The 20,721-nt window shown below is 73.5% G+C and carries 20 protein-coding genes; 6 read left to right on the top strand and 14 right to left on the bottom strand.

The window, feature by feature from the left end:
- Positions 1–28: 28 nt before the first annotated feature.
- The 4 genes from Actkin_RS20405 to Actkin_RS20390 form a co-directional block, all read right to left on the bottom strand.
- The gene (locus Actkin_RS20405; protein WP_258903832.1) at positions 29–610 is read right to left on the bottom strand and encodes an ABC transporter ATP-binding protein; all 582 of its coding nucleotides are present in this window, start codon (positions 608–610) and stop codon (positions 29–31) included.
- Between the two features lie 87 nt (positions 611–697).
- Positions 698–1,663, bottom strand: a complete 966-nt coding sequence (locus Actkin_RS20400) for an aldo/keto reductase (RefSeq protein WP_258903831.1) — start codon at positions 1,661–1,663, stop codon at positions 698–700.
- Between the two features lie 23 nt (positions 1,664–1,686).
- Positions 1,687–2,598, bottom strand: a complete 912-nt coding sequence (locus Actkin_RS20395) for a GNAT family N-acetyltransferase (protein ID WP_309569075.1) — start codon at positions 2,596–2,598, stop codon at positions 1,687–1,689.
- On the bottom strand, positions 2,595–3,425 hold the full coding sequence (locus Actkin_RS20390) for a class I SAM-dependent methyltransferase (RefSeq protein WP_258903830.1): 831 nt from the start codon (positions 3,423–3,425) through the stop codon (positions 2,595–2,597). Before Actkin_RS20390 ends, Actkin_RS20395 begins: the two co-directional genes overlap by 4 nt.
- A gap of 190 nt (positions 3,426–3,615) precedes the next feature.
- Here Actkin_RS20390 and rpsA point away from each other — a divergent pair, with 190 nt between their 5' ends.
- The 3 genes from rpsA to coaE all read left to right on the top strand — a co-directional run bounded on the left by rpsA (position 3,616) and on the right by coaE (position 6,994).
- Positions 3,616–5,118 carry a 30S ribosomal protein S1 gene (gene rpsA, locus Actkin_RS20385; protein ID WP_189211106.1) on the top strand — a complete coding sequence of 501 codons (1,503 nt, stop codon included), beginning with the start codon at positions 3,616–3,618 and terminating at the stop codon, positions 5,116–5,118.
- A 106-nt stretch (positions 5,119–5,224) separates the two neighbouring features.
- Positions 5,225–5,818, top strand: coding sequence for a hypothetical protein (locus tag Actkin_RS20380; protein ID WP_258903829.1), 594 nt, complete (start codon positions 5,225–5,227; stop codon positions 5,816–5,818).
- A 12-nt stretch (positions 5,819–5,830) separates the two neighbouring features.
- Complete coding sequence (gene coaE, locus Actkin_RS20375; RefSeq protein WP_258903828.1) at positions 5,831–6,994, top strand: dephospho-CoA kinase; 1,164 nt, start codon at positions 5,831–5,833, stop codon at positions 6,992–6,994.
- Here coaE and Actkin_RS20370 read toward each other — a convergent pair.
- Positions 6,991–7,509 (bottom strand): ribonuclease FAU-1 family protein, encoded by a 519-nt coding sequence (locus tag Actkin_RS20370; protein ID WP_189211103.1) that lies wholly within the window; start codon positions 7,507–7,509, stop codon positions 6,991–6,993. The two genes, coaE and Actkin_RS20370, sit on opposite strands and share 4 nt — an antisense overlap.
- A 144-nt stretch (positions 7,510–7,653) precedes the next feature.
- Positions 7,654–8,223: a DUF402 domain-containing protein gene (locus tag Actkin_RS20365; protein ID WP_189211102.1), complete on the bottom strand. Its 570-nt coding sequence runs from the start codon at positions 8,221–8,223 to the stop codon at positions 7,654–7,656.
- Between the two features lie 123 nt (positions 8,224–8,346).
- On the opposite strand from Actkin_RS20365, the gene Actkin_RS20360 reads away from it, so the two are divergent.
- The 3 genes from Actkin_RS20360 (at position 8,347) to Actkin_RS20350 (ending at position 12,668) form a co-directional block, all read left to right on the top strand.
- Positions 8,347–9,543, top strand: coding sequence for a DUF5685 family protein (locus Actkin_RS20360; protein WP_258903827.1), 1,197 nt, complete (start codon positions 8,347–8,349; stop codon positions 9,541–9,543).
- A 29-nt stretch (positions 9,544–9,572) separates the two neighbouring features.
- On the top strand, positions 9,573–11,729 hold the full coding sequence (gene uvrB / locus Actkin_RS20355; RefSeq protein ID WP_258903826.1) for an excinuclease ABC subunit UvrB: 2,157 nt from the start codon (positions 9,573–9,575) through the stop codon (positions 11,727–11,729).
- 576 nt (positions 11,730–12,305) lie between these two features.
- Positions 12,306–12,668 carry a ribonuclease domain-containing protein gene (locus Actkin_RS20350; RefSeq protein ID WP_229786932.1) on the top strand — a complete coding sequence of 121 codons (363 nt, stop codon included), beginning with the start codon at positions 12,306–12,308 and terminating at the stop codon, positions 12,666–12,668.
- Here Actkin_RS20350 and Actkin_RS20345 read toward each other — a convergent pair.
- Genes Actkin_RS20345 through Actkin_RS20310 form a run of 8 tightly spaced genes read right to left on the bottom strand, consistent with a single transcriptional unit; the run spans position 12,665 to position 20,701 of the window.
- A complete protein-coding gene (locus Actkin_RS20345; protein WP_258903825.1) occupies positions 12,665–13,972 on the bottom strand; it encodes an AMP-binding protein in 1,308 nt (435 codons plus the stop codon). The two genes, Actkin_RS20350 and Actkin_RS20345, sit on opposite strands and share 4 nt — an antisense overlap.
- Complete coding sequence (locus Actkin_RS20340) at positions 13,969–14,508, bottom strand: hypothetical protein (protein ID WP_189211097.1); 540 nt, start codon at positions 14,506–14,508, stop codon at positions 13,969–13,971. The genes Actkin_RS20345 and Actkin_RS20340 overlap by 4 nt, the downstream gene beginning before the upstream one ends.
- Positions 14,505–16,187, bottom strand: a complete 1,683-nt coding sequence (locus Actkin_RS20335; RefSeq protein WP_189211096.1) for a vWA domain-containing protein — start codon at positions 16,185–16,187, stop codon at positions 14,505–14,507. Before Actkin_RS20335 ends, Actkin_RS20340 begins: the two co-directional genes overlap by 4 nt.
- Positions 16,184–17,152 carry a hypothetical protein gene (locus tag Actkin_RS20330; RefSeq protein WP_258903824.1) on the bottom strand — a complete coding sequence of 323 codons (969 nt, stop codon included), beginning with the start codon at positions 17,150–17,152 and terminating at the stop codon, positions 16,184–16,186. The genes Actkin_RS20335 and Actkin_RS20330 overlap by 4 nt, the downstream gene beginning before the upstream one ends.
- Positions 17,131–18,702: a MoxR family ATPase gene (locus tag Actkin_RS20325; protein ID WP_229786931.1), complete on the bottom strand. Its 1,572-nt coding sequence runs from the start codon at positions 18,700–18,702 to the stop codon at positions 17,131–17,133. Before Actkin_RS20325 ends, Actkin_RS20330 begins: the two co-directional genes overlap by 22 nt.
- Before the next feature lie 26 nt (positions 18,703–18,728).
- A complete protein-coding gene (locus Actkin_RS20320; RefSeq protein ID WP_258903823.1) occupies positions 18,729–19,937 on the bottom strand; it encodes an MFS transporter in 1,209 nt (402 codons plus the stop codon).
- A gap of 37 nt (positions 19,938–19,974) precedes the next feature.
- Positions 19,975–20,499: an ArsR/SmtB family transcription factor gene (locus Actkin_RS20315; RefSeq protein WP_258903822.1), complete on the bottom strand. Its 525-nt coding sequence runs from the start codon at positions 20,497–20,499 to the stop codon at positions 19,975–19,977.
- A gap of 55 nt (positions 20,500–20,554) precedes the next feature.
- A complete protein-coding gene (locus tag Actkin_RS20310) occupies positions 20,555–20,701 on the bottom strand; it encodes a hypothetical protein (protein WP_189211092.1) in 147 nt (48 codons plus the stop codon).
- Positions 20,702–20,721 lie beyond the last annotated feature (20 nt).

Genomic DNA, 20,721 nt, shown 5'->3' with positions numbered 1-20,721 from the left:
TGTGACATTGGTTCGCTCGCTAGCTCGCTCACCGGGTCTCCAGGGGCTCGGGCTGCTCGGTCTCGCCGAGCAGGGCGGGGGTGATGGGCAGCAGCCGGGCGGCCGCGCCGCCGCAGAGCACGACGACGGCCCGGCCGCGGCGGGCGTGGCGCAGCGCCGTGGGCCACCAGGCCTGCGGGTCGCCGCTGTGCCGGTCGGGGGAGTCGAGGACCAGCAGGTCGGCGGCCGCGAGGTCGGTCAGCAGCGCCGTGCGCGCCTCGGCGGGCGCCGCCTCGAACCGCGCGCGGGGATCGAGGCCGTGCCCGCGGGCGATCTCGCCCGCGTCGGCCCGCCTCCCGGCCAGGGCCAGCGCCTCGGCGATGACGTCGGCGGTGCGCAGCTTCCCCTCCGGCTCGCTGACCCCGGGCGCGTCCACCACCGCGGCCCGGCGGGGCTCGACCCCGGTCACCGTGCCCGACGTGGGCCGCAGCCTGCCGGTGATCGCCAGCCCGAACGCGGTGTGCCCGTCGCCCGGCTCCCCGGCGACCACCGCGAGCTGGCCCGACCCCACCCGCAGCGACGTCGCCGCGAGCATCCCCGCGACGGCCACCGCCTCGGCGCGCATCTCCATGACCCGACCCCCGATTTAGACTGACCGGTCAGTTCACATTCTGCGCCGCGCGGGACCGAGGGGCAACCGGAGGACGGGTGACGCCCGCTACCGCCCGTCGACCCGGGTCGCGGCGTCGCCGAAGACGAACGGGCTGGGCTCGCACTCGGCGATGAAGTCGGCGGGGAAGCCCAGCCGGAATTCCACGGCCGCCTCCAGCCGGGCGACCGCGTCCTCGGGCAGGGTCAGGTCCACGGACCGCAGGACGTCGGTGAGCTGGTCGACATCGCGCGCCCCCACCAGCGGCAGCACCGAGCGCGACCGGCGCCGCGTCCACGCGACAGCGACCTGGGCCGGGGTCGCGCCGAGCTCGTCCGCGACCGCCCGCACCGCGTCGGCCGCCGCGCGCTCCCGCCCGGTGAGCGAGCCCGGGTCGCTGCGCCTGGTGCCGCCCGCCAGCTTGCCCGCCGCGAGCGGGGCCCACGCCGCGACGCTGAGCCCGAGCGCGTCGGCCATGGGCAGCAGCTCGCGCTCGGCGTCGCGGTTCAGCAGGCTGTACGGCACCTGCAGCCCCGCGAACGGCGTCCAGCCGCGCCACTCCGCCAGCGTGTTCGCCCGCGCCGTGAGCCAGGCGGGGGAGTCGGAGATCCCGATGTAGAGCACCTTGCCCGCGCGGACGGCGTCGTCCAGCGCCCGCATGGTCTCCTCCACCGGCGTGTGCCGGTCCCAGACGTGCACCCAGAGGATGTCGACGTAGTCCGTGCGCAGCCTGCGCAGGCTCCGCTCCAGCGACAGCATCAGGTTCTTGCGGTGGTTCCCGCCCCCGTTGGGGTCGGTCGCGTCCCGGGTGAGGGTGTACTTCGTGGCGATCACGAACCGGTCCCGGTCGGCGACCACCGAGCCGAGCAGCGCCTCGCCCTCTCCGTAGGCGGACGCGGTGTCCAGGACGTTGCCGCCCGCGTCGGCGTACGCCCCGATCAGGCGGCGCGCCTGGTCGGCGTCGTCGAACGCCATCGTGCCCAGCAGGAGTTCCGAGACGCGCAGCCCGGTAGTGCCGAAGAGTCGGTATCGCATGATCCCGACTATGCCCGGAAGGCTCAGCGCAGGGCGTCGGCCGGGCGCAGCTCCCACACCGTCCACAGCGGCCGGTACCCCTGGCGCGCCCAGAACGTCGGCGACAGCGGGTTCGGCGGGTTGTAGTACAGGAACGACCCCGCCGACCGCGGCCCCAGCAGCGCGCCGTGCACCGCGTCCATCAGCGTCCGCCCCACCCCAAGCCCGCGCGCCGACGGCAGCACGGACAGGCAGTTCACGAACACCCAGCGCCCCGCCCGCACCCGGGTGCGCGCCCAGCTGCCCGGCTGCGCGTCGGTCTCCCACGCCTCGACCATGCCGACCGCGACGCCCTCCAGCTCCGCGATCCAGGTCGGGTCGCCGCGCTCCAGGTGCCCGGACACCGTCGCGCGCTTGATCGCCCGCGCGTCCGGCCGCACGATCCCGCCGCCCACCAGCGCCGCGTACTCGACCTCGGCCATCGCCAGGTCCACCAGCGCGTCCAGGTCCGCGGGCGTCGCCCGGCGCACCGCGCACACGCTGGTCCCCAGCGGCAGCCGCCCGGTCCGCGCCGCCAGCACGGTCAGCGGCACGAACCCGTGCGCCAGCAGCGGCGCGGTCGCCTCCGCGTCCCGGCTGGGCCAGGTCACCACGCACGAGGAGTCCGGCCCCGACGGCTCCAGCCGCTGCCGCCACCGGCTGAGCAGCGCGTCCACGCCCGCGCCGCCGGTCCCGCCGACGATCGGGTGCAGCTCGCGCACGTCGCGCGCCGACCACAGCGTCTGCGCCGCCCCGGGCTGGTGCAGCGTCCGCACGACCACCCCGGCCACCCGCTCGCCGCCGGGCAGCGCCGCGGTCAGCACCGCGCCGTCCGGCGGGGGAGCGGGCTCGGGCAGCAGCGGGTCCAGCGCGGCGAACCGGGCCGCCTGCGCGCGCGTCAGGGCGTCCAGGATCACCGCACGCACCGGAAGATCGCGGTCCCGGGGAACAGCCTGCCGCGCAGCGGGCTCCACTGGCCCCACTCGCGGGTGTGCCCCTCCGGCCACTCCGGCTCCACCAGGTCGAACAGGTGGAACCCGGCGTCGTCGAGCGCGCTGATGTAGTCGCCCAGGGTCCGGTGGTGCTCCACGTACGTCGCGCGCCCCTCCGCGTCCACCTCGACGTACGGCGTCCGGTCGAAGTAGGAGGTCCGCGCGGTGAGCCCGTCCGGCCCCGGGTCGTCCGGGAAGATCCACCGCATCGGGTGGGTCACCGCGAACGTCCACGTCCCGCCCGGCCGCACGACGCGCGCCACCTCGGCGAACACCGCCCCGACGTCGGGCACGAACGGCACCGCGCCGAACGCCGAGCAGGCGAGGTCGAAGGAACCGTCGGCGAACGGCAGCCGCTCGCCGTTCGCCTGGACCAGGGGCACGGCGATGCCCGTCGCCGCGTTCATCCGGCGCGCGTGCGCCAGCATCCCCGCGGACAGGTCCAGCCCGACGGCATAGGCTCCCTGCGCGGTCAGCCAGCGCGCGCACGGCGCCGAGCCGCAGCCCACCTCCAGCACCGACCGGCCCGCGATCTCTCCGAGGAAGCCGACCTCGGCCTCGGTCAGCCCCTCCGGGCACCAGCGGAACTCCGCCGGTCCGATGAACTCGCCGTGCTCGGCGTGGTAATCGTCGGCGTCGGCGTCCCACCAGGCGATATTCGCCGCCTGGGACTCCGTCGACCCGACCGGCCTGCGGGCGATCCCGGCGGTGCCGAGGGCCCGTTCCGCGCTGACGTGGCTGTCGCTGGACACCGGTCCATCTTCGCAGCCACCCCAGGTTTGCCCAGGCAGCGGCCAGCCGCGTAGGATATCGCCCGCGCAGTGGATTTCGTGCTGGCCTGCCTATCTCCATGCATTTGGGTGTCCGTCGGCGACGTGTTGTCCGCCGCGCGCCGCACATTGTCCACAACGACCCCAAATCCGTAGCGGAGCCACCTACCTGATGTCCACCGACACCACCACCGTCCCGACTGCCGCGCAGGCGAACAAGCCGCAGGTCGCCATCAACGACTTCGGGACTGAGGAGGAGTTCCTCGCCGCGATCGACGCGACGATCAAGTACTTCAACGATGGCGACATCGTCGAGGGCACGATCGTCAAGGTCGACCGGGACGAGGTCCTGCTCGACATCGGCTACAAGACCGAGGGTGTCATCCCCTCTCGTGAGTTGTCGATCAAGCATGATGTCGACCCCGCCGAGGTTGTCTCGGTCGGCGACGAGGTCGAGGCCCTGGTTCTCCAGAAGGAGGACAAGGAGGGCCGCCTCATCCTGTCCAAGAAGCGCGCGCAGTACGAGCGGGCGTGGGGCACGATCGAGGCCCTCAAGGAGGCGGACGAGCCGGTTCGTGGCACGGTCATCGAGGTCGTCAAGGGCGGCCTGATCCTCGACATCGGCCTGCGGGGCTTCCTCCCCGCGTCGCTGGTCGAGATGCGCCGCGTGCGCGACCTGCAGCCCTACGTCGGCCGCGAGCTCGAAGCCAAGATCATCGAGCTGGACAAGAACCGCAACAACGTGGTCCTGTCCCGCCGGGCGTGGCTGGAGCAGACCCAGTCCGAGGTCCGCAGCGAGTTCCTCAACCAGCTGCAGAAGGGCCAGGTCCGCAAGGGCGTCGTGTCCTCGATCGTCAACTTCGGCGCGTTCGTGGACCTCGGCGGCGTCGACGGCCTGGTGCACGTCTCCGAGCTGTCCTGGAAGCACATCGACCACCCCTCCGAGGTCGTCGAGGTCGGCCAGGAGGTCACGGTCGAGGTCCTGGACGTGGACATGGAGCGCGAGCGCGTGTCGCTGTCGCTCAAGGCCACCCAGGAAGACCCGTGGCGCCAGTTCGCCCGCACCCACGCGATCGGCCAGATCGTGCCGGGCAAGGTCACCAAGCTGGTGCCGTTCGGCGCGTTCGTCCGGGTGGACGAGGGCATCGAGGGCCTGGTCCACATCTCCGAGCTGGCCGAGCGCCACGTGGAGATCCCGGAGCAGGTCGTGCAGGTCGGCAACGAGGTCATGGTCAAGGTCATCGACATCGACCTGGAGCGCCGCCGCATCTCGCTGTCGCTGAAGCAGGCCAACGAGGGCTTCACGCCGGACTCGGAGTTCGACCCGACCCAGTACGGCATGGCCGCCGAGTACGACACCGAGGGGAACTACATCTACCCCGAGGGCTTCGACCCGGACACCCAGGAGTGGCAGGAAGGCTTCGAGAAGCAGCGCGAGGAGTGGGAGCGGCAGTACGCCGAGGCCCACACCCGCTACGAGGCCCACATGCGCCAGGTCTCCAAGGCCGCCGAGCTCGACGCCGCCGCGGCGGCCGAGGCGGCCACGGGTGGCAGCGCCGGTGGCGAGCAGAACTACTCGTCCGGTGGCGGGGAGCAGGCCGCGCAGAGCGGCGGCACCCTGGCCAGCGACGAGCAGCTCGCCGCGCTCCGCGAGAAGCTCTCCGGCGGAGTCTGATCGTTTCCACCGCCAGTGGCCCCGCACCGATCCGGTGCGGGGCCACTGGCCGTTTCACCCGGTCGATCCGTCGCGGACAGCCCGGGCTCGGGCCTACCGTTGTCCCATGCGCGCCAGGTGGCTGTGGGGACCGCTCCTGCTGCTCGCGGGCTGCGGGTCCGGCCCGACCGAGCCCGCCACCATGCCCGAGATCCCGCTGTTCACCACCACGACCCCGAAGCCGACCCCCAGGGCCGAGCGGAAGGTCCCGCGCGACTGCGGGCTGGTGATCACCGACGACGACCTCGCCGCGCTCAAGGTCAAGGTCGGCGGCGGCACGCAGGAGGTCGCGGGCGTGCCCGTCCCCGACATCAAGCGCACCGCCCGCGTCGACTGCTACTTCGGCGTCCCCTCGGGTGACCGGTCCAAGGCCGCGCTCATCGTCACCCTCGCCTCCTACGAGACGCCCGCCGCCGCGCAGGCGCGCGTCGAGCTGACCATCGCCGACGAGCGCGAGCTGGGCGCGGCCGTCACCGAGGTCGCCGTCGGCCCCGGCCGCGGCCACTACATCGAGGGCGCGTCCCGGATGGTCGTGGCCCGCCACGGGCGCGTGACCGTGGTCGTCGACGCCTCGCCCAGGCTGCTGCCCGACGACCAGGCCCGACGCGTCCTGCCCGCGATCGCGGACCGGGCGCTGACCGCGCCCGGCGGCGGCTCCTGACACAATGCCCCGGTGCTGCGCATCGGGCTCTCCGGCGGGATCGGGTCAGGCAAGTCGACGGTGGCGGGCAGGCTCGCCGAACACGGGGCGCTCGTCATCGACGCCGACCGCGTCGCCCGGGAGGTCGTCGAGCCCGGCACCGACGGCCTCGCCGAGATCGCCGCCGAGTTCGGCCGGGACGTCATCGTCGACGGGGCGCTCGACCGCGCCGCCCTCGCCGCCCGCGTCTTCACCGACGACGACGCCCGCAAGCGGCTCAACGCGATCGTCCACCCGCGCGTGGCCGCCCGCACCGCCGAGCTGATCGCCACCGCCCCCGCCGACGCCGTCGTCGTGCACGACGTGCCGCTGCTCGTCGAGAACGGCCTCGCCCCGTTCTACCACCTGGTGATCATCGTGGACGCTCCCGTCGAGACCAGGGTCGAGCGGCTCGTCGGGCGCGGCCTCGCCGAGGCCGACGCCCGCGCCCGCATCGCCGCCCAGGCGGACGAGGCGGCCCGGCGCGCCCTCGCCGACGTCTGGCTGGACAACTCCGGCACCCCCGACCTCGTGCTCGCCGAGGTCGACGCGCTCTGGGCCGACCGGATCGTCCGCTACGAGGCCAACGTGCGGCTGCGCCGCCACACCCCGCGCGGCGCGCCCCGGCTGGTCGAGTACGACCCGACCTGGCCAGCGCAGGCCGAGCGCGTCCGGGCCCGGCTCGCCGCGGCCACCGGCTGCCGCGTCGACCACGTCGGCTCCACGTCGGTGCCCGGCCTGGCCGCCAAGGACATCCTCGACTTCCAGGTCACCGCCGACCCGGCCACCGCCGAGGCGCTGGAGACGCCGCTGGCCGACGCGGGCTTCCCGCACTACCCCGGCCTGGAGGACACCCCGTACCCGGCGGACGACGACCCGGCCCGCTGGCGCAAGCGCACCCACGTCGGCGCCGACCCCGACCGGTGGGTCAACGTCCACATCCGTCAGGAGGGCATGCCCAACTGGCGCTACGGCCTGCTGTTCCCCGCCTGGCTGCGCGCCGACGCCGCCGCGCGCGCGGAGTACGAGGAGCTCAAGCGGACGCTCGCGGCCCGGGCCGGGACCATCACCGAGTACGGCGACGCCAAGACGCCCTGGTTCGAGCAGGCCCACGGGCGCGCCGAGGCGTGGGCGCGGGAGACCGGCTGGACGCCCTAGAAGGGCGGCCACACCTCGAAGATGTGCTTGTAGGCCAACCACGCCGACAGGTCGTGGCGGAAGCGGCTCAGCTCCTCCAGCGTCTTGTGGACGGTGCACAGCGCCAGGTCGGCGTCGGCCGCGCGCAGCACGCGCCCGGCCACGGCGGCGGCGAACTCCTCCGAGCGCACGATCCGCGCGGACGTGCCGCCCGGCGCGGCCAGGCCGAGCAGCAGGTCGGTGGTGCGCCAGAGCCTGCCGTCCGTGCGCACCCGGACGGCGCTGAGCACGCTCGGGCCGGTGCGGGCGTGCCGGGACCTCGGCCGCTGCTGGGTCAGCCGCAGGTTCAGCTCCGGCAGCAGCCAGGTGACCTCGGAGTCGGCGAAGGGGTCCTCCGGCGTCGGGCACTCCAACCGCAGGCCCCACCGTTCGATCTGGCAGACCCGCAGGCTGCGCGAGGTTCCCGACGAGTAGCTGCGAACCGCGGTGACCGTGTCGACAATGTCGACCAGCTGCGGCGTGATGGTCGTGCCCACGTCGCCCGAGGGTAGCCGCAAGCGCGCTGACTGTGACCACGCCAACCGATTCGTTATGTCACGACTCGTGCGCTCTGCGGTATCGGTCGAGCGAAAATCGGACTCGACCGGATACCCGCGGTTGACCGTGGCGCGCATTCCCCACTAAAGGGGATGCCAGGGCACCACGATCTCGTGACCGGCAAGCCAGCGGTTCACGTCGTACCCGGCGTGCGCGATGCCCGCGACCGCCCGCTGAGCGCGGGACAGGGCGCGTTCGCCAGCGCCCAGGTCGAGGACCCCGGCGCGCACGGCGGCGAGCAGTTCGTCGTTGTCCTCCACCCACACCGACCGTCCCGTGCGGACGAGGACGTCGAGGTAGAGGTCGACCGTCTGCCAGATGTCGGTGTGCTTGGCGGGGTCGCCGTGCACGGAGATGTCGACGACGTCGATGTAGAAGTCGTGTCCGAGATCGACACCCGGGTGGCCGCGCCACCGGGAGACCCGCAGGCCCATCGCGGGCAGCAGGGCGGACTCGAAGTAGGCGATGCGGCGGTGGCCGTCCACCGGCCGGGCCATGTAGAGCCCGGGACCGATGTGCCGGTACTCGTCGACCAGGCGGACGAAGCCCTTCGGATCGACGTTGGTCCTCGCGGCCGGATCGAACACCTCGACCTTGGGGGCGTGGGTCGTGTGGTCCCGGCGGGCGAGCGGGACCGAGGTTTCGGCGGACATGCCGCCATCGTGCCCACAAGGACCCGCGGCAGCCCAGTCCTTTCGCGCCGAACTGCCCACCCGAACGGGTGAATACCGGCTAGGCTCCCGCGCGATCACCGTGCCGGAAAGGGCCACCCCCCGATGTTCGGAATCCTGCGGCCCTGCCGCCACCGCCTGCCCGGCGACCTCGCCACGTCGTGGCTCGCCCACCTCTGCGGCCTCTGCCTCGCCCTGCGCGACGACCACGGCCAGTTCGCCCGCACCGTGACCAACTACGACGGACTCGCGATCTCCGCGCTCGTGGAGGCCCAGGCCGAGCGCGACGACCGGCGGGTCGCGGGGCCGTGCCCGCTGCGCGCGATGCGCAGCACGCCCGTCGCCGAGGGGGCGGGCGCGCGGCTCGCCGCGGCGGTGTCGCTCGTGCTCGCCTCGGCCAAGGTGCGCGACCACGTCGAGGACCGCGACGGCGTGCTGGCCAGCAGGCCCGTCGCCGCCGCGGCGCGCACCGTCGCCCGGCGCTGGGCGCGGCAGGGCGCCCGGACCGGTGCCGACCTCGGCTTCGGCACCGCGGTCCTGTTCGACGCCGTCGGCCGCCAGGGCGAGGTCGAGGCCGCGGTCGGCGTCGGGTCGTCCGTGCTGACCGCCACCGAGCCCACCGAGACGGCGACGGCCGCCGCGTTCGCCCACACCGCCGTGCTGGCGGGCAGGCCGGGCAACACCGGGCCGCTGGCCGAGGCCGGGCGCCTGTTCGGCCGCATCGCCCACCTGCTCGACGCCGTGGACGACCTCGACGCCGACCGCGCCGCGGGCCAGTGGAACCCGATCACCGCCACCGGGTCCGACCTCGGCGAGATCCGCAGGCTCTGCGACGACGCCGTGATGGGTGTGCGGCTCGCGCTGGCCGAGGCGGAGTTCCGCGACCAGAAGCTGGTGCACGCCCTGCTGGTGCACGAGCTGGGCATGGCCGTGCACCGGGCCTTCGCGGCCCACCACCCGCCGGGCGGGCACCAGCCGGGCCACCTGCACCCGCAGTGGCTGCCGCCGGAGGGCAGGCCGCCCGCCGCGCACGGGCACGGCCCGCACGGACCCGTACCGCCGCACGGCCACCGGCGCCGCGCCGACCGGCCGTCGCGGTGCCTGTGCTGGCGCTGGCCCAGGCTGAACCCGCAGCCCAGGCCGCGCGGAGTGTTCGTGGGCTGCGGCGCGTGCCTGTACGAGTGCGGAACGTGCCAGCAGTGCTGCCGCGACCCGTACCCGGGGCCGTGGTCGGACAAGCGGCGGGACGCGTGGTGCGACAGCTGCGACTGCGATTGTGACTGTTGCGGCTGCGACTGCTGATTGTCGGTGGGCGGGCGTAGCCTCGGGACGTGGCTTTCGCGACCGAGCACCCCGTCTTGGCCCACTCCGAGTACCGGCCGGTGGGCGACATCCCGCGCACCGGCGGGCGCTTCCGCATGCGCGCGTCCTACCAGCCCGCGGGCGACCAGCCCGCGGCCATCGACGAGCTGGAGCGGCGCATCCGGGCGGGCGAGCAGGACGTGGTGCTGCTGGGCGCGACCGGCACCGGCAAGTCGGCCACCACGGCGTGGCTGATCGAGCGGCTGCAGCGGCCCACGCTGCTGATGGCGCCGAACAAGACCCTCGCCGCCCAGCTGGCCAACGAGCTGCGCGAGTTCTTCCCCGAGAACGCGGTGGAGTACTTCGTCAGCTACTACGACTACTACCAGCCCGAGGCGTACATCCCGCAGACCGACACCTACATCGAGAAGGACTCCTCGGTCAACGACGACGTCGAGCGGCTGCGCCACTCGGCGACCATGAGCCTGCTGTCGCGGCGCGACGTCGTGGTGGTCGCGTCGGTGTCGTGCATCTACGGCCTGGGCACGCCGCAGTCGTACCTCGACCGCTCGATCCCGCTGCGGGTGGGCGACACGGTCGAGCGCGACGTGTTCCTGCGCGCGCTCGTCGACGTGCAGTACAGCCGCAACGACATCGCCTTCGCGCGCGGGACGTTCCGGGTGCGCGGCGACACCGTGGAGATCATCCCGGCGTACGAGGAGCTGGCCGTCCGGGTCGAGTTCTTCGGCGACGAGATCGACTCGCTGTACTACCTGCACCCGCTGACCGGCGACGTCGTGCGGCAGGAGCAGGAGCTGCGCATCTTCCCCGCGACGCACTACGTGGCCGGTCCCGACCGGCTGGAGCGGGCGATCAAGGGCATCGAGGGCGAGCTGGAGGCCCGGCTGGCCGACCTGGAGCGCAAGGGCAAGCTGCTGGAGGCCCAGCGGCTGCGCATGCGCACCAGCTACGACATCGAGATGATGCGCCAGGTCGGCTTCTGCTCGGGCATCGAGAACTACTCCCGGCACATCGACGGCCGCCCGGCCGGGTCGGCGCCCGCGACCCTGCTCGACTACTTCCCCGAGGACTTCCTGCTGGTCATCGACGAGTCGCACGTGACGGTGCCGCAGATCGGCGGCATGTACGAGGGCGACATGTCCCGCAAGCGCAACCTGGTCGAGCACGGCTTCCGGCTGCCCAGCGCGGTCGACAACCGGCCGCTGACCTGGGAGGAGTTCGCCGACCGCATCGGGCAGACGGTGTACCTGTCGGCGACGCCGGGCCCGTACGAGCTCGGCCAGACCGGCGGGGAGTTCGTCGAGCAGGTCATCCGCCCGACCGGCCTGGTCGACCCGGAGGTCGTGGTCAAGCCGACCGAGGGCCAGATCGACGACCTCGTCCACGAGATCCGCCTCCGCGCCGACCGCGACGAGCGCGTCCTGGTCACGACGCTGACCAAGAAGATGGCCGAGGACCTGACCGACTACCTGCTGGAGCTGGGCATCAGGGTCCGCTACCTGCACTCCGAGGTGGACACCCTGCGCCGGGTCGAGCTGCTGCGCCAGCTCCGCCTGGGCGACTACGACGTCCTGGTGGGCATCAACCTGCTGCGCGAGGGCCTCGACCTGCCGGAGGTGTCCCTGGTCGCCATCCTCGACGCCGACAAGGAGGGCTTCCTCCGCAGCGGCACGTCCCTGATCCAGACCATCGGCCGCGCCGCCCGCAACGTCTCCGGCGAGGTCCACATGTACGCCGACAAGATCACCGACTCGATGCGCCACGCCATCGACGAGACCAACCGCAGGCGCGAGAAGCAGCGCGCGTACAACGAGGCCAACGGCATCGACCCCCAGCCGCTCCGCAAGAAGATCGCCGACATCCTCGACCGCGTCTACTCCGAGGCCGAACCCGACGACACCGTCCCCGTCGGCGGCTCCGGCCGCAACACCTCCCGAGGCAAACGAGCCGCAGGCGAACCGGGCGCCGCCAAGTCCGCGGGCATCGCAGGCAAGGACCCCTCCAAGATGCCCCGCGCCGAACTGGCAGACCTCATCCAATCCATGACCGACCAGATGATGAACGCCGCCCGAGACCTCCAATTCGAACTGGCCGCCCGCCTCCGCGACGAAATCCACGACCTCAAACGCGAACTCCGCGGCATGGACGCCGCAGGCATCAAGTAACCCGCGCATCCCACACGCCCCCAGCAGGCGGACCCGCCCTTGCGACGAGTCCGCCCGCCCTTGCGACGAGTCCGCCCGCCCTTGCGACGAGTCCGCCTGCTGGGCTCGCCCACACCGCCCACGGCTCGGGCCATCCGTGTCCGGCGGGCGTCTGCCTGACCATTCGTGTCCCCCTGCCGCCTCCCCTTCTTCCTCCGTCGACCGGTGCGTGCTCCTATGTCTGCCGGTGCCTGGTCGTCGTCTTCTGGTCGGCTGGTGTGGGGCTGCAGCCGGTCCTCACCAAGGCCAACCAGCGGAGCTCCCCAGCTCTCCCGAACCCCTGCGGACGGCTGCCGTTGGCCCGGCGACCGCGACCTCCTTCCTCGCCATCGTTGTCGATCTTGGTTTCATTATCGAACTGGCGTTCGCCCAAAGGAAACATCAAGCTAAGCCGTTCGGAGCAGTAACGTAGCTCAGAGGTCCGACAGTTTCCCGTGGTTCACCTCCCGGATGTTGATCGGTTTCCAGGTGCATGGTCACGATGGTGCCGATCAACATCGGATCGGGGAGGTTGTCGTGTTTCGTCGGGGTGTTGCGTTGTTTGCCCTGCTGGCCGCGCTGTTGTCCACTGTGGTCGCGCCTGCCAGTGCCGCCGTCTACTCCAGCTGCACCATCTCCGGCTGCGACGCCGCCCGCACGGCGTACAGCGGGTGGCGGGAGTTGGGCTTCCCCACCTCCCGCGGGTGGTATGCGTGGCCGTACGGGCAGTACAACTTCGCGGGTGGGCGGTTCTACAACCGGGAGGGCCAGCTCCCCTCCGGCCACACCTTCTACGAGTACGACACCCACCCCCGCCCCTACGGCGCCTCGCGGGACGCGCGGCGGATTGTGCGGGATGTGACGACCGGGGTGGTCTGGTACTCGCCCGACCACTACGGGAACTTCTACCGGATCGTCTAGACCAGATCGCTGCTGTACCGCTGGGCCTTGCCGCCGATCTCCGCCCGCACCACCGACACCGGACCGAGCAGGGACGCGGCCGCGGCGGACACCAGGCCGACCGGCGCGTCGACGGGGACGGTCACCACCACGGAGCCGTCCCCGTTCTGGTGCACCGAGTACGCCACCAGCCCCAACGGCGACAGCACCTGCGTCACCTCGATCGACTCCACCCACCGCCCGTCCGCCGCGCGGAAGCGGACCGGCGCCCTGCCCTCCAGGCCCACCAGCACGCGCACCCCGTCCCGCCACTCCAGGGACGCGTGATCGCCGGTCCGATAGCGCAGCAGCGGCAGCATCGGGTTCTCCCCGCACGTCACCGTGATCTCCCCGCGCACGCCGTCCGGGCACGGCTGCCCAGCCGGGTCCAGGACCTCGACGTGCATGCGGCGCGGCAGCAGGGTGTGCGCGTCGCCGTCCCGGTACGCGATCAGGCCCGTCTCCGTCGTCCCGTACACGTCGAACACCGGCGCGCCCAGGCGGGACGACAGCGCGGCCGGGTCGTCCAGCGCCATCGCGCCCGAGATCACCGCCGACGGGCGCGTGCGCAGCCCCAGGTCCGCCAGCGCCGCCAGCGACACCGGGTTCCCCGAGTACAGCTCCGGGTCGCAGTCCTCCAGGAACGCCACCGCGTCCGACGGCGACCGCCACGCCGACGGGTGCAGGTTGACCTTCACCACCCCCGCCCCGCCCCAGTACGACGACACCGACGCGAACTGGTACGTCACCGGCATCAGGTACACCGTCACCAGCGCGACCCCGTCACCCCGGACCCGGATGCCCGCCCGCCCCACCACGTGCTCCAGCAGCGGCAGGTCCAGCGCGCAGAACTCCGGCGTCATCGGCACCGTCGCCGCCGGACCCCGCGAACCCGACGTGCTGTGCACGATCAGGTCGTCCAGATCGACGTCGTCCGGCACCGACAGCTCCACCTGCGACAGCAGCTCATGGCGCCCGATCGGCAGCACATCGGCCAACGACGTCCACGTGCGGCCCCGATACCTCGGCACCCGCTCCCGCGCGTACGCCAGCAGCGACGGCACCCAGTCCGGCGGCCCGTACTCCAGCGGGTACGCCCGCAACCGGGCCACCGCCTCGGCGGAGAGCCGGTCGCCGCACGCGTGGTTGTAGAGCGGCGCGCGCGGGTGCGACCGCAGCCAGGCCAACCGGCGCGCCCCCTCGGCCGTCATCGCGGGCCACCGCTCCGCGTCGCTGAGCACCGCGGCGGCCATCGGCTCGTACGCCGGGATCGGGTAGTCGCTCATACCTGGCTGTACCGCGCCGCCGCCTCGCGGGCCCGCTTCTCCGCCATCGCCCTGCGGATCGCCTCGGCGCGCTCCTCGGCGGCCTTGGCGTCCGCCAGCAGCCGGTGCCGCCGGACGCTGTCGACGGTGTCCAGCCGGTCCGCTGCCTGCTCGGCGGTCTCGCCCAGCGGCACGACGCCCAGCGCGCGCAGCAGCACCCGGGCCAGCTCCTCGCGCCGGTCCGGGTCGGTGGCGAACCGCTCGGCGGGCACGAGCGCGGCCAGGTCGGCCAGACCCGTGGCCAGCAGGTCGTGCAGGCGCTCCGGCGAGCCGCCGGAGTCCGCCGCCAGCCAGCACGTCACCAGCACCAGCCGCGTCCAGTTCGGCTCGCCGGAGGCGAACCGCGCGGCCAGCCGGTCGGTCAGCGGCCTGCCGCCGAGGCGCACCAGCGTGTCCGAGACGATCGCGGCGGGCGCGAGCGCCGCCGGGTCGGCCAGGAAGTCCGGCGGCGTGTCGGCCAGCCGCCGGGTCATGTCGGCCACGGTGCAGGGGATCACCCCGGGCTCCTCTCGTACGCGCGCCTGCCGAACGCGGCGGCGAAGTCGACAAGGTCGGCCCAGTCGGCGACCCGGTGCAGGTCCCACCCGGGCGTCAGCGCGGCGATGCGCGCCTCCTCGGCGTCCGACCACAGGTTGAGCAGCAGCGTCCCGCCCGCGCCCGCCGCGGCGAGCGCCGATGCGGCGATGTCGCCGCCCGGCCTGCCCCGCTCATCGACCGCCTTGATCATCGTGTCGACGCCGTTGTCGGAGATCACCACGATGTGCGTCGGCCTGCGCGGCTCCAGGTACGTGTCGCGCAGCACCGGCAGCGGGAACGCCGTGCCGCCGCCGAAGAAGCCGGTCAGCACGCGCAGGACCGCCTGCTCGTCGCGGACGAACCCGTCCGTGCGCAGCACCTGCCGCGTGCCGCTCCACAGTGTCGCCTGCACGCGCGCGCCCACGCGCAGCGCGGACAGCGCCAGGATCGCGCCCGCCAGCGTCAGGTACGACACCGTCCGCCGCGGGTCGGGCATCGAGCCGGAGGAGTCCACGTACAGGTCGAGGTCCACCGGCTCGGGGTCGGCGGCCTGCCCGTCCATCCAGCCCATCACCCGCTGCTCGGTGGTCACCCCGGGCACCACGTGCGGCGACCGCAGCGCCGTGGCCAGCCAGTCGACGCGGTCCAGCGGCTCGCCCACGTCCCAGGCCGCCGTCCCCTCCGGCAGCGGCTCGCGCACCACCGGCCGCTCCCGCGTGGGGAACGGCACCAGGTGCGGCGCGGCCCGCTCCCGGTAGTACCGGGTGGCGGCGTCCTCATCGGACACGTCCACGCCGAGCTGCCGCAGGATCTGCCCGTACTCGAACGGCTCCCGGTACTGCCCGCCCGACGGCAGCTCCGGCTCCTCGGCAGGCGGCTCGGTGAAGTCGTTGACCAGCGGGTCGAACGCCGGGTGCCGCAGCGGCCCGTCGTCGTCCAGCGCCAGCCCCGGGACCTGGGCGTCCGCGCCGACCGCGCTGCGGCAGGTGAACGCCACCAGCGCCTCGGCGTCGGTGAGGTACCGGTAGCACAGCATGGCGAACCCGCCGGCGCCCGCGAGCCAGTCCGCGGCGTACACCCGGGCCAGCCGGGCGCCCAGCTGCGCGTCGGCGTCGACGTCGGCGGCCACCCTGGGCGTGAGCGTCCCGGTCGGCAGCGCCCACAGGATCTCGTAGACGCGCATGTAGAACGACCACAGTGGACTCGCGGGCCCCGGCATCCGCCGGTACACCTCGTCCATCCGCAAGCCCCTGCTGCGTTGCAGCCGGTCGTTGACGAGCAGGTCAGCGTAGAGGTTGGCGACCATCGGCGCGTGCCGCTCCAGCTCGGGCAGCCCGCGCCGGACGCGGGCCAGCAGCCTGCCGTTGTCGGCAAGGTCCGCCGGGCACAGCACGTGGTGGCCCACCTCGTGCGCCAGCACCTCCAGCCCCAGGTCGGACAGCCCCAGCGCGGACAGCGCGGCCAGGTCGAGCACCACCGTGCGGTCGTCGAGGCGGAACATCGCGAAGCTGCCGGTCAGCCCAGCCGCGCGGGCCTCGTCCCCGGTCTCGCACAGCATCGGCGGGTGCACGGCGACGAACCGGCCCCACGCCCGCAGCGCCTCCGGCCACAGCGCGGCCCACTGCGTCACGGCCCCGTCCGCCGCCGCTTGGTCGCTCATGTCGTCCTCGCCACGAACACCACCGCGTGCGAGTACGCCGTGGTCACCGCCAGCGTTCCGCCGTGCCCGGCCACGCTCGTCGCCGACGCCAGCTCCGGCAGCGCCAGCGCACCGCCCGGCCCCGCGTCGTCCACCACGAGCCCGCCCGGCCGCAGCGACAGCTCCGGAACCCCGGGCGGGCCGGGCGGCAGCCCCGGCACCGGCAGCAGCGCGGCGCCGAAGCGGTCGGCCACCAGCTCCCACGTCTGGTCGGCCACGGCGAACCAGCGCCCGCCGACGGCGTGCACGACCGGCGGCCGCCGGAACCGCCCGCCGAACCCGGTGAACGCGCCCACCCGCCGCACCGCGCGCACGGCGACCGCGCCCCGCGCGTTCGGCTCGGCCCACGGGTCGGCCGCCAGCGCGGCCAGCGCGGCGTCGGAGACCGGCGAGGACACCCCCAGCGCCACCGCCCGCAGGTCGGGCGCCAACTCGGCCGCCGCCGCCAGCGCCGACGCACGCAACCGGGCCAGGCCGTGCCGCCACGCCGCCACCGCGCCCGCGGCCAGCAGCCGGTCCGGCGCCGACGGCGCGATCAGCCGCCCCAGCGTGCCGAGCGTGCGCAGCCAGCCCGCGAGGTCGGCGTCGGCCAGGTGCAGCGCGGCGTTGAGCACCGCGGCGGGCACCCGCCGGGGCGCCGCGCCGACGAACCCGGCCAGCGCGGGCAGCACGTCGAACACCGGCGAGGACAGCGCGTCGCGCTCCGCGGCGGCGAAGGACAGCTCGACCAGCGCGTCGGTCACCTCGACCGGGTCCCCGCCCGCCGCGGCGACCACCGGGCCGACCCGGGTGTGCAGGTGGGCCAGCACGTCGGCGGGGGAGAGGGACCGGTTGCGGTGCCTGGCCATCCGGAACCGCGCGTTGTACTGCTCGCGGCGGGCCTCCAGCGCCCGCTGGAACGGCGTCAGCCCTTCCACCGCAGCCACGCCCGGTAGTTCACGTACCGCTGGTGGAGGTACTTCAACGCCAGCGCGTCGTCGTGGACGTGGCCGTAGAGCTTGCGCCCGCGCGCCCACTCGTTGAGCACGCCCTCGATGCGCGCCAGCCGCGCCGTCACCTCCGGCTCGCCGACGCCGTCCAGACCGCGCTCGAACTCCTCCAGCATCGCCGCGACCGGGTCGTCGGCGTCGAGGTCGAGCCGGTCGTACTCGGCGCACGCGCGGTCGAACAGGTGCCGCAGCCAGCTCACCCGGTCCGTCCGGTAGGGACTGTGCGACGGCTGGTCGAAGGCGGGGGAGCGGTCGTCGGCGGGCAGCTTGTCGTGCAGCACGAACGGCAGCACCGCGCGCAGGTCGTCCAGGCCGACCTCGGCGCGGTCGCGGAAGTAGGCCAGCGCCTTCGCGTACGCCAGGACGCTCTGCAGCGCCCGCACCGAGACCCCGCCGAGCGTCTGCGCGCCCAGGTCGGCCAGCCGGTCGCGGCCGGTGTCGGCGGCGGCCAGCAGGTGCGGGTCGACCCCGGCCAGCCGCGCGGTGTCCTTGGTCCGGTACTCGAACTGCTCGCCCGCGCCCTCCAGCAGCTCGAACTGCGCGGTGAAGAACTCCAGCCGCCTGCGCACGGCAGCGGGCAGCGGGACCCGCAGGATCTCCGACCACATGCGCTCGTGCTCGGCCTCGCTGAACACGATCTCCGGCGGCACCAGCTCCTCCGGCCGCAGCCGCTGCTCCACCCGCGTCACCAGCTCCCCGAGGAAGCGGCTGTTGAACGGCAGCGCCTGCACCACCACGTCGATGCGGTCCTTGAGCGCGTCGATGACCTGGTAGGTGCCGCCGCCCGCGTCGTCGTTGGCCGTGAGGTACCAGGCGGCGTCGGCGGCCTCGTAGACCTGGTCGAACACCTCGGCGTAGCCGTCGGACATCAGCGTCAGCAGCGCCGACTGGGTGCGTGTGGGGATGCGGTTGTACTCGTCGATGATCTTCACGCGCATCGACAGCCAGCGCCGCCACGCGATGTCGATGTCGGACAGCCGCTCGGCGCGCACCAGGTCGGCGGGCAGCGGCGTGCCGAGCAGGTCGGCGATGGTCAGCTGCGGGTGGCCGTGCTGCATCGCCCGGCGGATCTCGGTCAGCGGGTAGCCCGCGAGCACGCCCATCAGCACCGCGCTGGCCGTCTTGCCCCGGCCGGGGCCGCCGACCAGCAGGCACCGCCGCCGGACGGCGAAGGTCAGCAGCGGGATGAGCACGAAGCTGGAGTAGCTCTGTCCACTCGGGAGGGTCAGCCTGGCCTTGCTGTCGCCCAGGGTCACCCCGGCGCTGGGCCCGTCGTGGAACTCGATGTCGTAGTGCGGGCTGATGATCGCGTGGTTGACGATCCAGAAGTACGCCTGGCGCAGCTTCTCGTCCAGCGGCGCGTCGCCCGTGCGCGCCTGCCCGTACGGTCCCTCGTAGAGCGCGGCGACGTCGAACTCGTCGGCGTGCGCGTGGTGCGCGCCACCCGGCAGCGTCGGGGCGCGGGACACGTGCTGGTAACCGTCCACGGCGCACATCATGCCCGTTCTCCGCGCTACGCAACGCCTTTCTTGCTGATAGTCAGTGTCCGGATGCCCGGTGTGACGACGACGGCCGCCACCGCGACGACGATGAGCACGCCTGCGCCGGTGAGCGTGGCGGGCGCGCCGAAGTGCAGCGCGAGCGGACCGATCGCGATCTCGCCCAGCGGGATCGCGATGAACGAGCCCATCGCGTCGTAGGAGTAGACCCGCGCCAGTTTGTCGGCGGGCACGTTCTCCTGCAGCGACACGTCCCACGCGATGGCGAACTGCTCCACGGCCACCCCGCACAGCACCATCGCGACGAGCATCGGCACCAGCGCGGGCAGGTGGGCGAGGGCGAACAGCGGCACCGAGCTGGCCGCGATCAGCGCCGTGCCGACCAGCAGCGCGCGCCGGGGCTGCCAGCGGGTGGCGATCAGCCCGCCGAGCGCCATGCCCGCCGTCTGCGCGCCGAGGATGAAGCCCCACGCCGGGCGGCCGAAGGTCGTGTCCGCGATCGCCGGGCCGAGCACCTGGACGCCGCCGACGAAGGCCGCGTTGACCACCATCATGCCCGCCACGACCGACCACACCCACGGCCGCGACGCGAACTCCCGCCAGCCCGCCTTGAGGTCGGCCAGCGGACGGGTCGGTGCGGCGCTGTCGACCTCGGGGGCGCGCACGCGCGCGTAGAAGAACGCGGCGAGCAGGAACACCGCGCCGGTCGCGACCATCGCCCATCCCGCGCCGACCAGCGCGGCCACCATGCCGCCGAACGACGCCCCGGTGATCAGCGCCGTGTTGATCCCCAGCCGGGCGAGCGCGTTGGCCTGGCGCAGCAGCGCGGGCGGCACCGTCTGCGGCGTCAGCGCGGAGGCCGCGGGCAGCGACACCGCGGCGACCGCGCCGTTGACCACGCTGAGCACGACGAGCAGCGGGATGCTCGCGAATCCCATGAGGACGGCGGCGGCCGTCGCCAGCTGCGAGCCCGCGGCGGCCACGCTCGCGCCCTGCAGGATCACCCCGCGCGGCAGCCGGTCGGCCAGCACGCCGCCGAGCAGCAGCAGCGCGACGTTGGCCAGCGACCGCGCGCCCACCACGATGCCGAGCGCGGCCACCGAGCCGGTCAGGTCGAGGACGGCGAACGCCAGCGCGACCGGCGCGACGGCGTTGCCGAGATAGGTCGTGACGCGGCCGATGACGAGCCTGCGGAACATCGGGTGCCGCAGCGGCTCCCACATCCCCGACGGCTGTCTCCCCTGGTCGGCGGGCGTGCCGCTAACCGCGGTCGCCTCGGAGTCCCCCACGTGCTTCCCCCGGTTCCATCTCGAACAGCGAGATCGTCGTGCTGACCCGGACGGTACCGGGGGTGTGCGGGGGCTGGGCGGCGCGGTGCATGCGCTCGCTGAGCGCGCGCACCGCCTCGACGGTCTCCTGCCACAGGTCCGGGTCGACCCACAGCTCGGCGTCGCTGGCCGTGCCGTGCGCGGCCCGCAGCGCGCTGCGCCTGGTCAGCTCGGTGAGCATCGCGCGGTCGCGGTGCGGCCGGGAGCGGTGCGGGCGGTGGCGGTAGCGCTTGGCGACACCGCCGCGGATGGGCACCTCCTCGACCATGTCGAGCAGGCCAGCGTCGAAGAGCTTGCGCAGGTGGTAGCTGACGTTCGCCTGCGTCCCGCCGAGTTCGCGGGCGACCTCGGCCGCGCTCATCGCCGAGTCGGTCAGCAGGGTCAGGATGCGCACGCGCAGCGGATGGGCCAGCGCCCGCATGTCGTGCAGGCTCGTGCGCGGGTCCCCCTCACTCATGGCCGCAGTCTGCGAACTCCGCGCACGTTCTGTCAAACGTCTCTTTGGCGGTCGACTACTCCGGCTTGCGCCTGCGCCCGCCGGTGCCGGTGACCTGCGGCTCGGGCTTGGGCTCCGGCTTGGGAGCCTGCGCGGCCTCGGCCGCGGCCGTCATCTCGCGCAGCAACTCGTCGAAGATCGGCGTGGACATCTGACCTGCCACGGGTACTCCAATCAACAGCA

It is taken from the genome of Actinokineospora sp. UTMC 2448, assembly GCF_024760565.1.
Lineage (GTDB): Bacteria > Actinomycetota > Actinomycetes > Mycobacteriales > Pseudonocardiaceae > Actinokineospora > Actinokineospora fastidiosa.
The sequence above is the reverse complement of the archived record's forward strand: the minus strand, read 5'-3'. Positions and strand labels throughout refer to the sequence as shown.

Bases quoted from the DNA above. Each gene is read 5' to 3' on its own strand.
- Actkin_RS20405 (WP_258903832.1), bottom strand. From the start codon at position 610: ATGGAGATGCGCGCCGAGGCGGTGGCCGTCGCGGGGATGCTCGCGGCG.
- Actkin_RS20400 (WP_258903831.1), bottom strand. From the start codon at position 1,663: ATGCGATACCGACTCTTCGGCACTACCGGGCTGCGCGTCTCGGAACTC.
- rpsA (WP_189211106.1), top strand. From the start codon at position 3,616: ATGTCCACCGACACCACCACCGTCCCGACTGCCGCGCAGGCGAACAAG.
- Actkin_RS20380 (WP_258903829.1), top strand. From the start codon at position 5,225: ATGCGCGCCAGGTGGCTGTGGGGACCGCTCCTGCTGCTCGCGGGCTGC.
- Actkin_RS20365 (WP_189211102.1), bottom strand. From the start codon at position 8,223: ATGTCCGCCGAAACCTCGGTCCCGCTCGCCCGCCGGGACCACACGACC.
- Actkin_RS20360 (WP_258903827.1), top strand. From the start codon at position 8,347: ATGTTCGGAATCCTGCGGCCCTGCCGCCACCGCCTGCCCGGCGACCTC.
- Actkin_RS20345 (WP_258903825.1), bottom strand. From the start codon at position 13,972: ATGAGCGACTACCCGATCCCGGCGTACGAGCCGATGGCCGCCGCGGTG.
- Actkin_RS20335 (WP_189211096.1), bottom strand. From the start codon at position 16,187: ATGAGCGACCAAGCGGCGGCGGACGGGGCCGTGACGCAGTGGGCCGCG.
- Actkin_RS20320 (WP_258903823.1), bottom strand. From the start codon at position 19,937: ATGTGGGAGCCGCTGCGGCACCCGATGTTCCGCAGGCTCGTCATCGGC.
- Actkin_RS20315 (WP_258903822.1), bottom strand. From the start codon at position 20,499: ATGAGTGAGGGGGACCCGCGCACGAGCCTGCACGACATGCGGGCGCTG.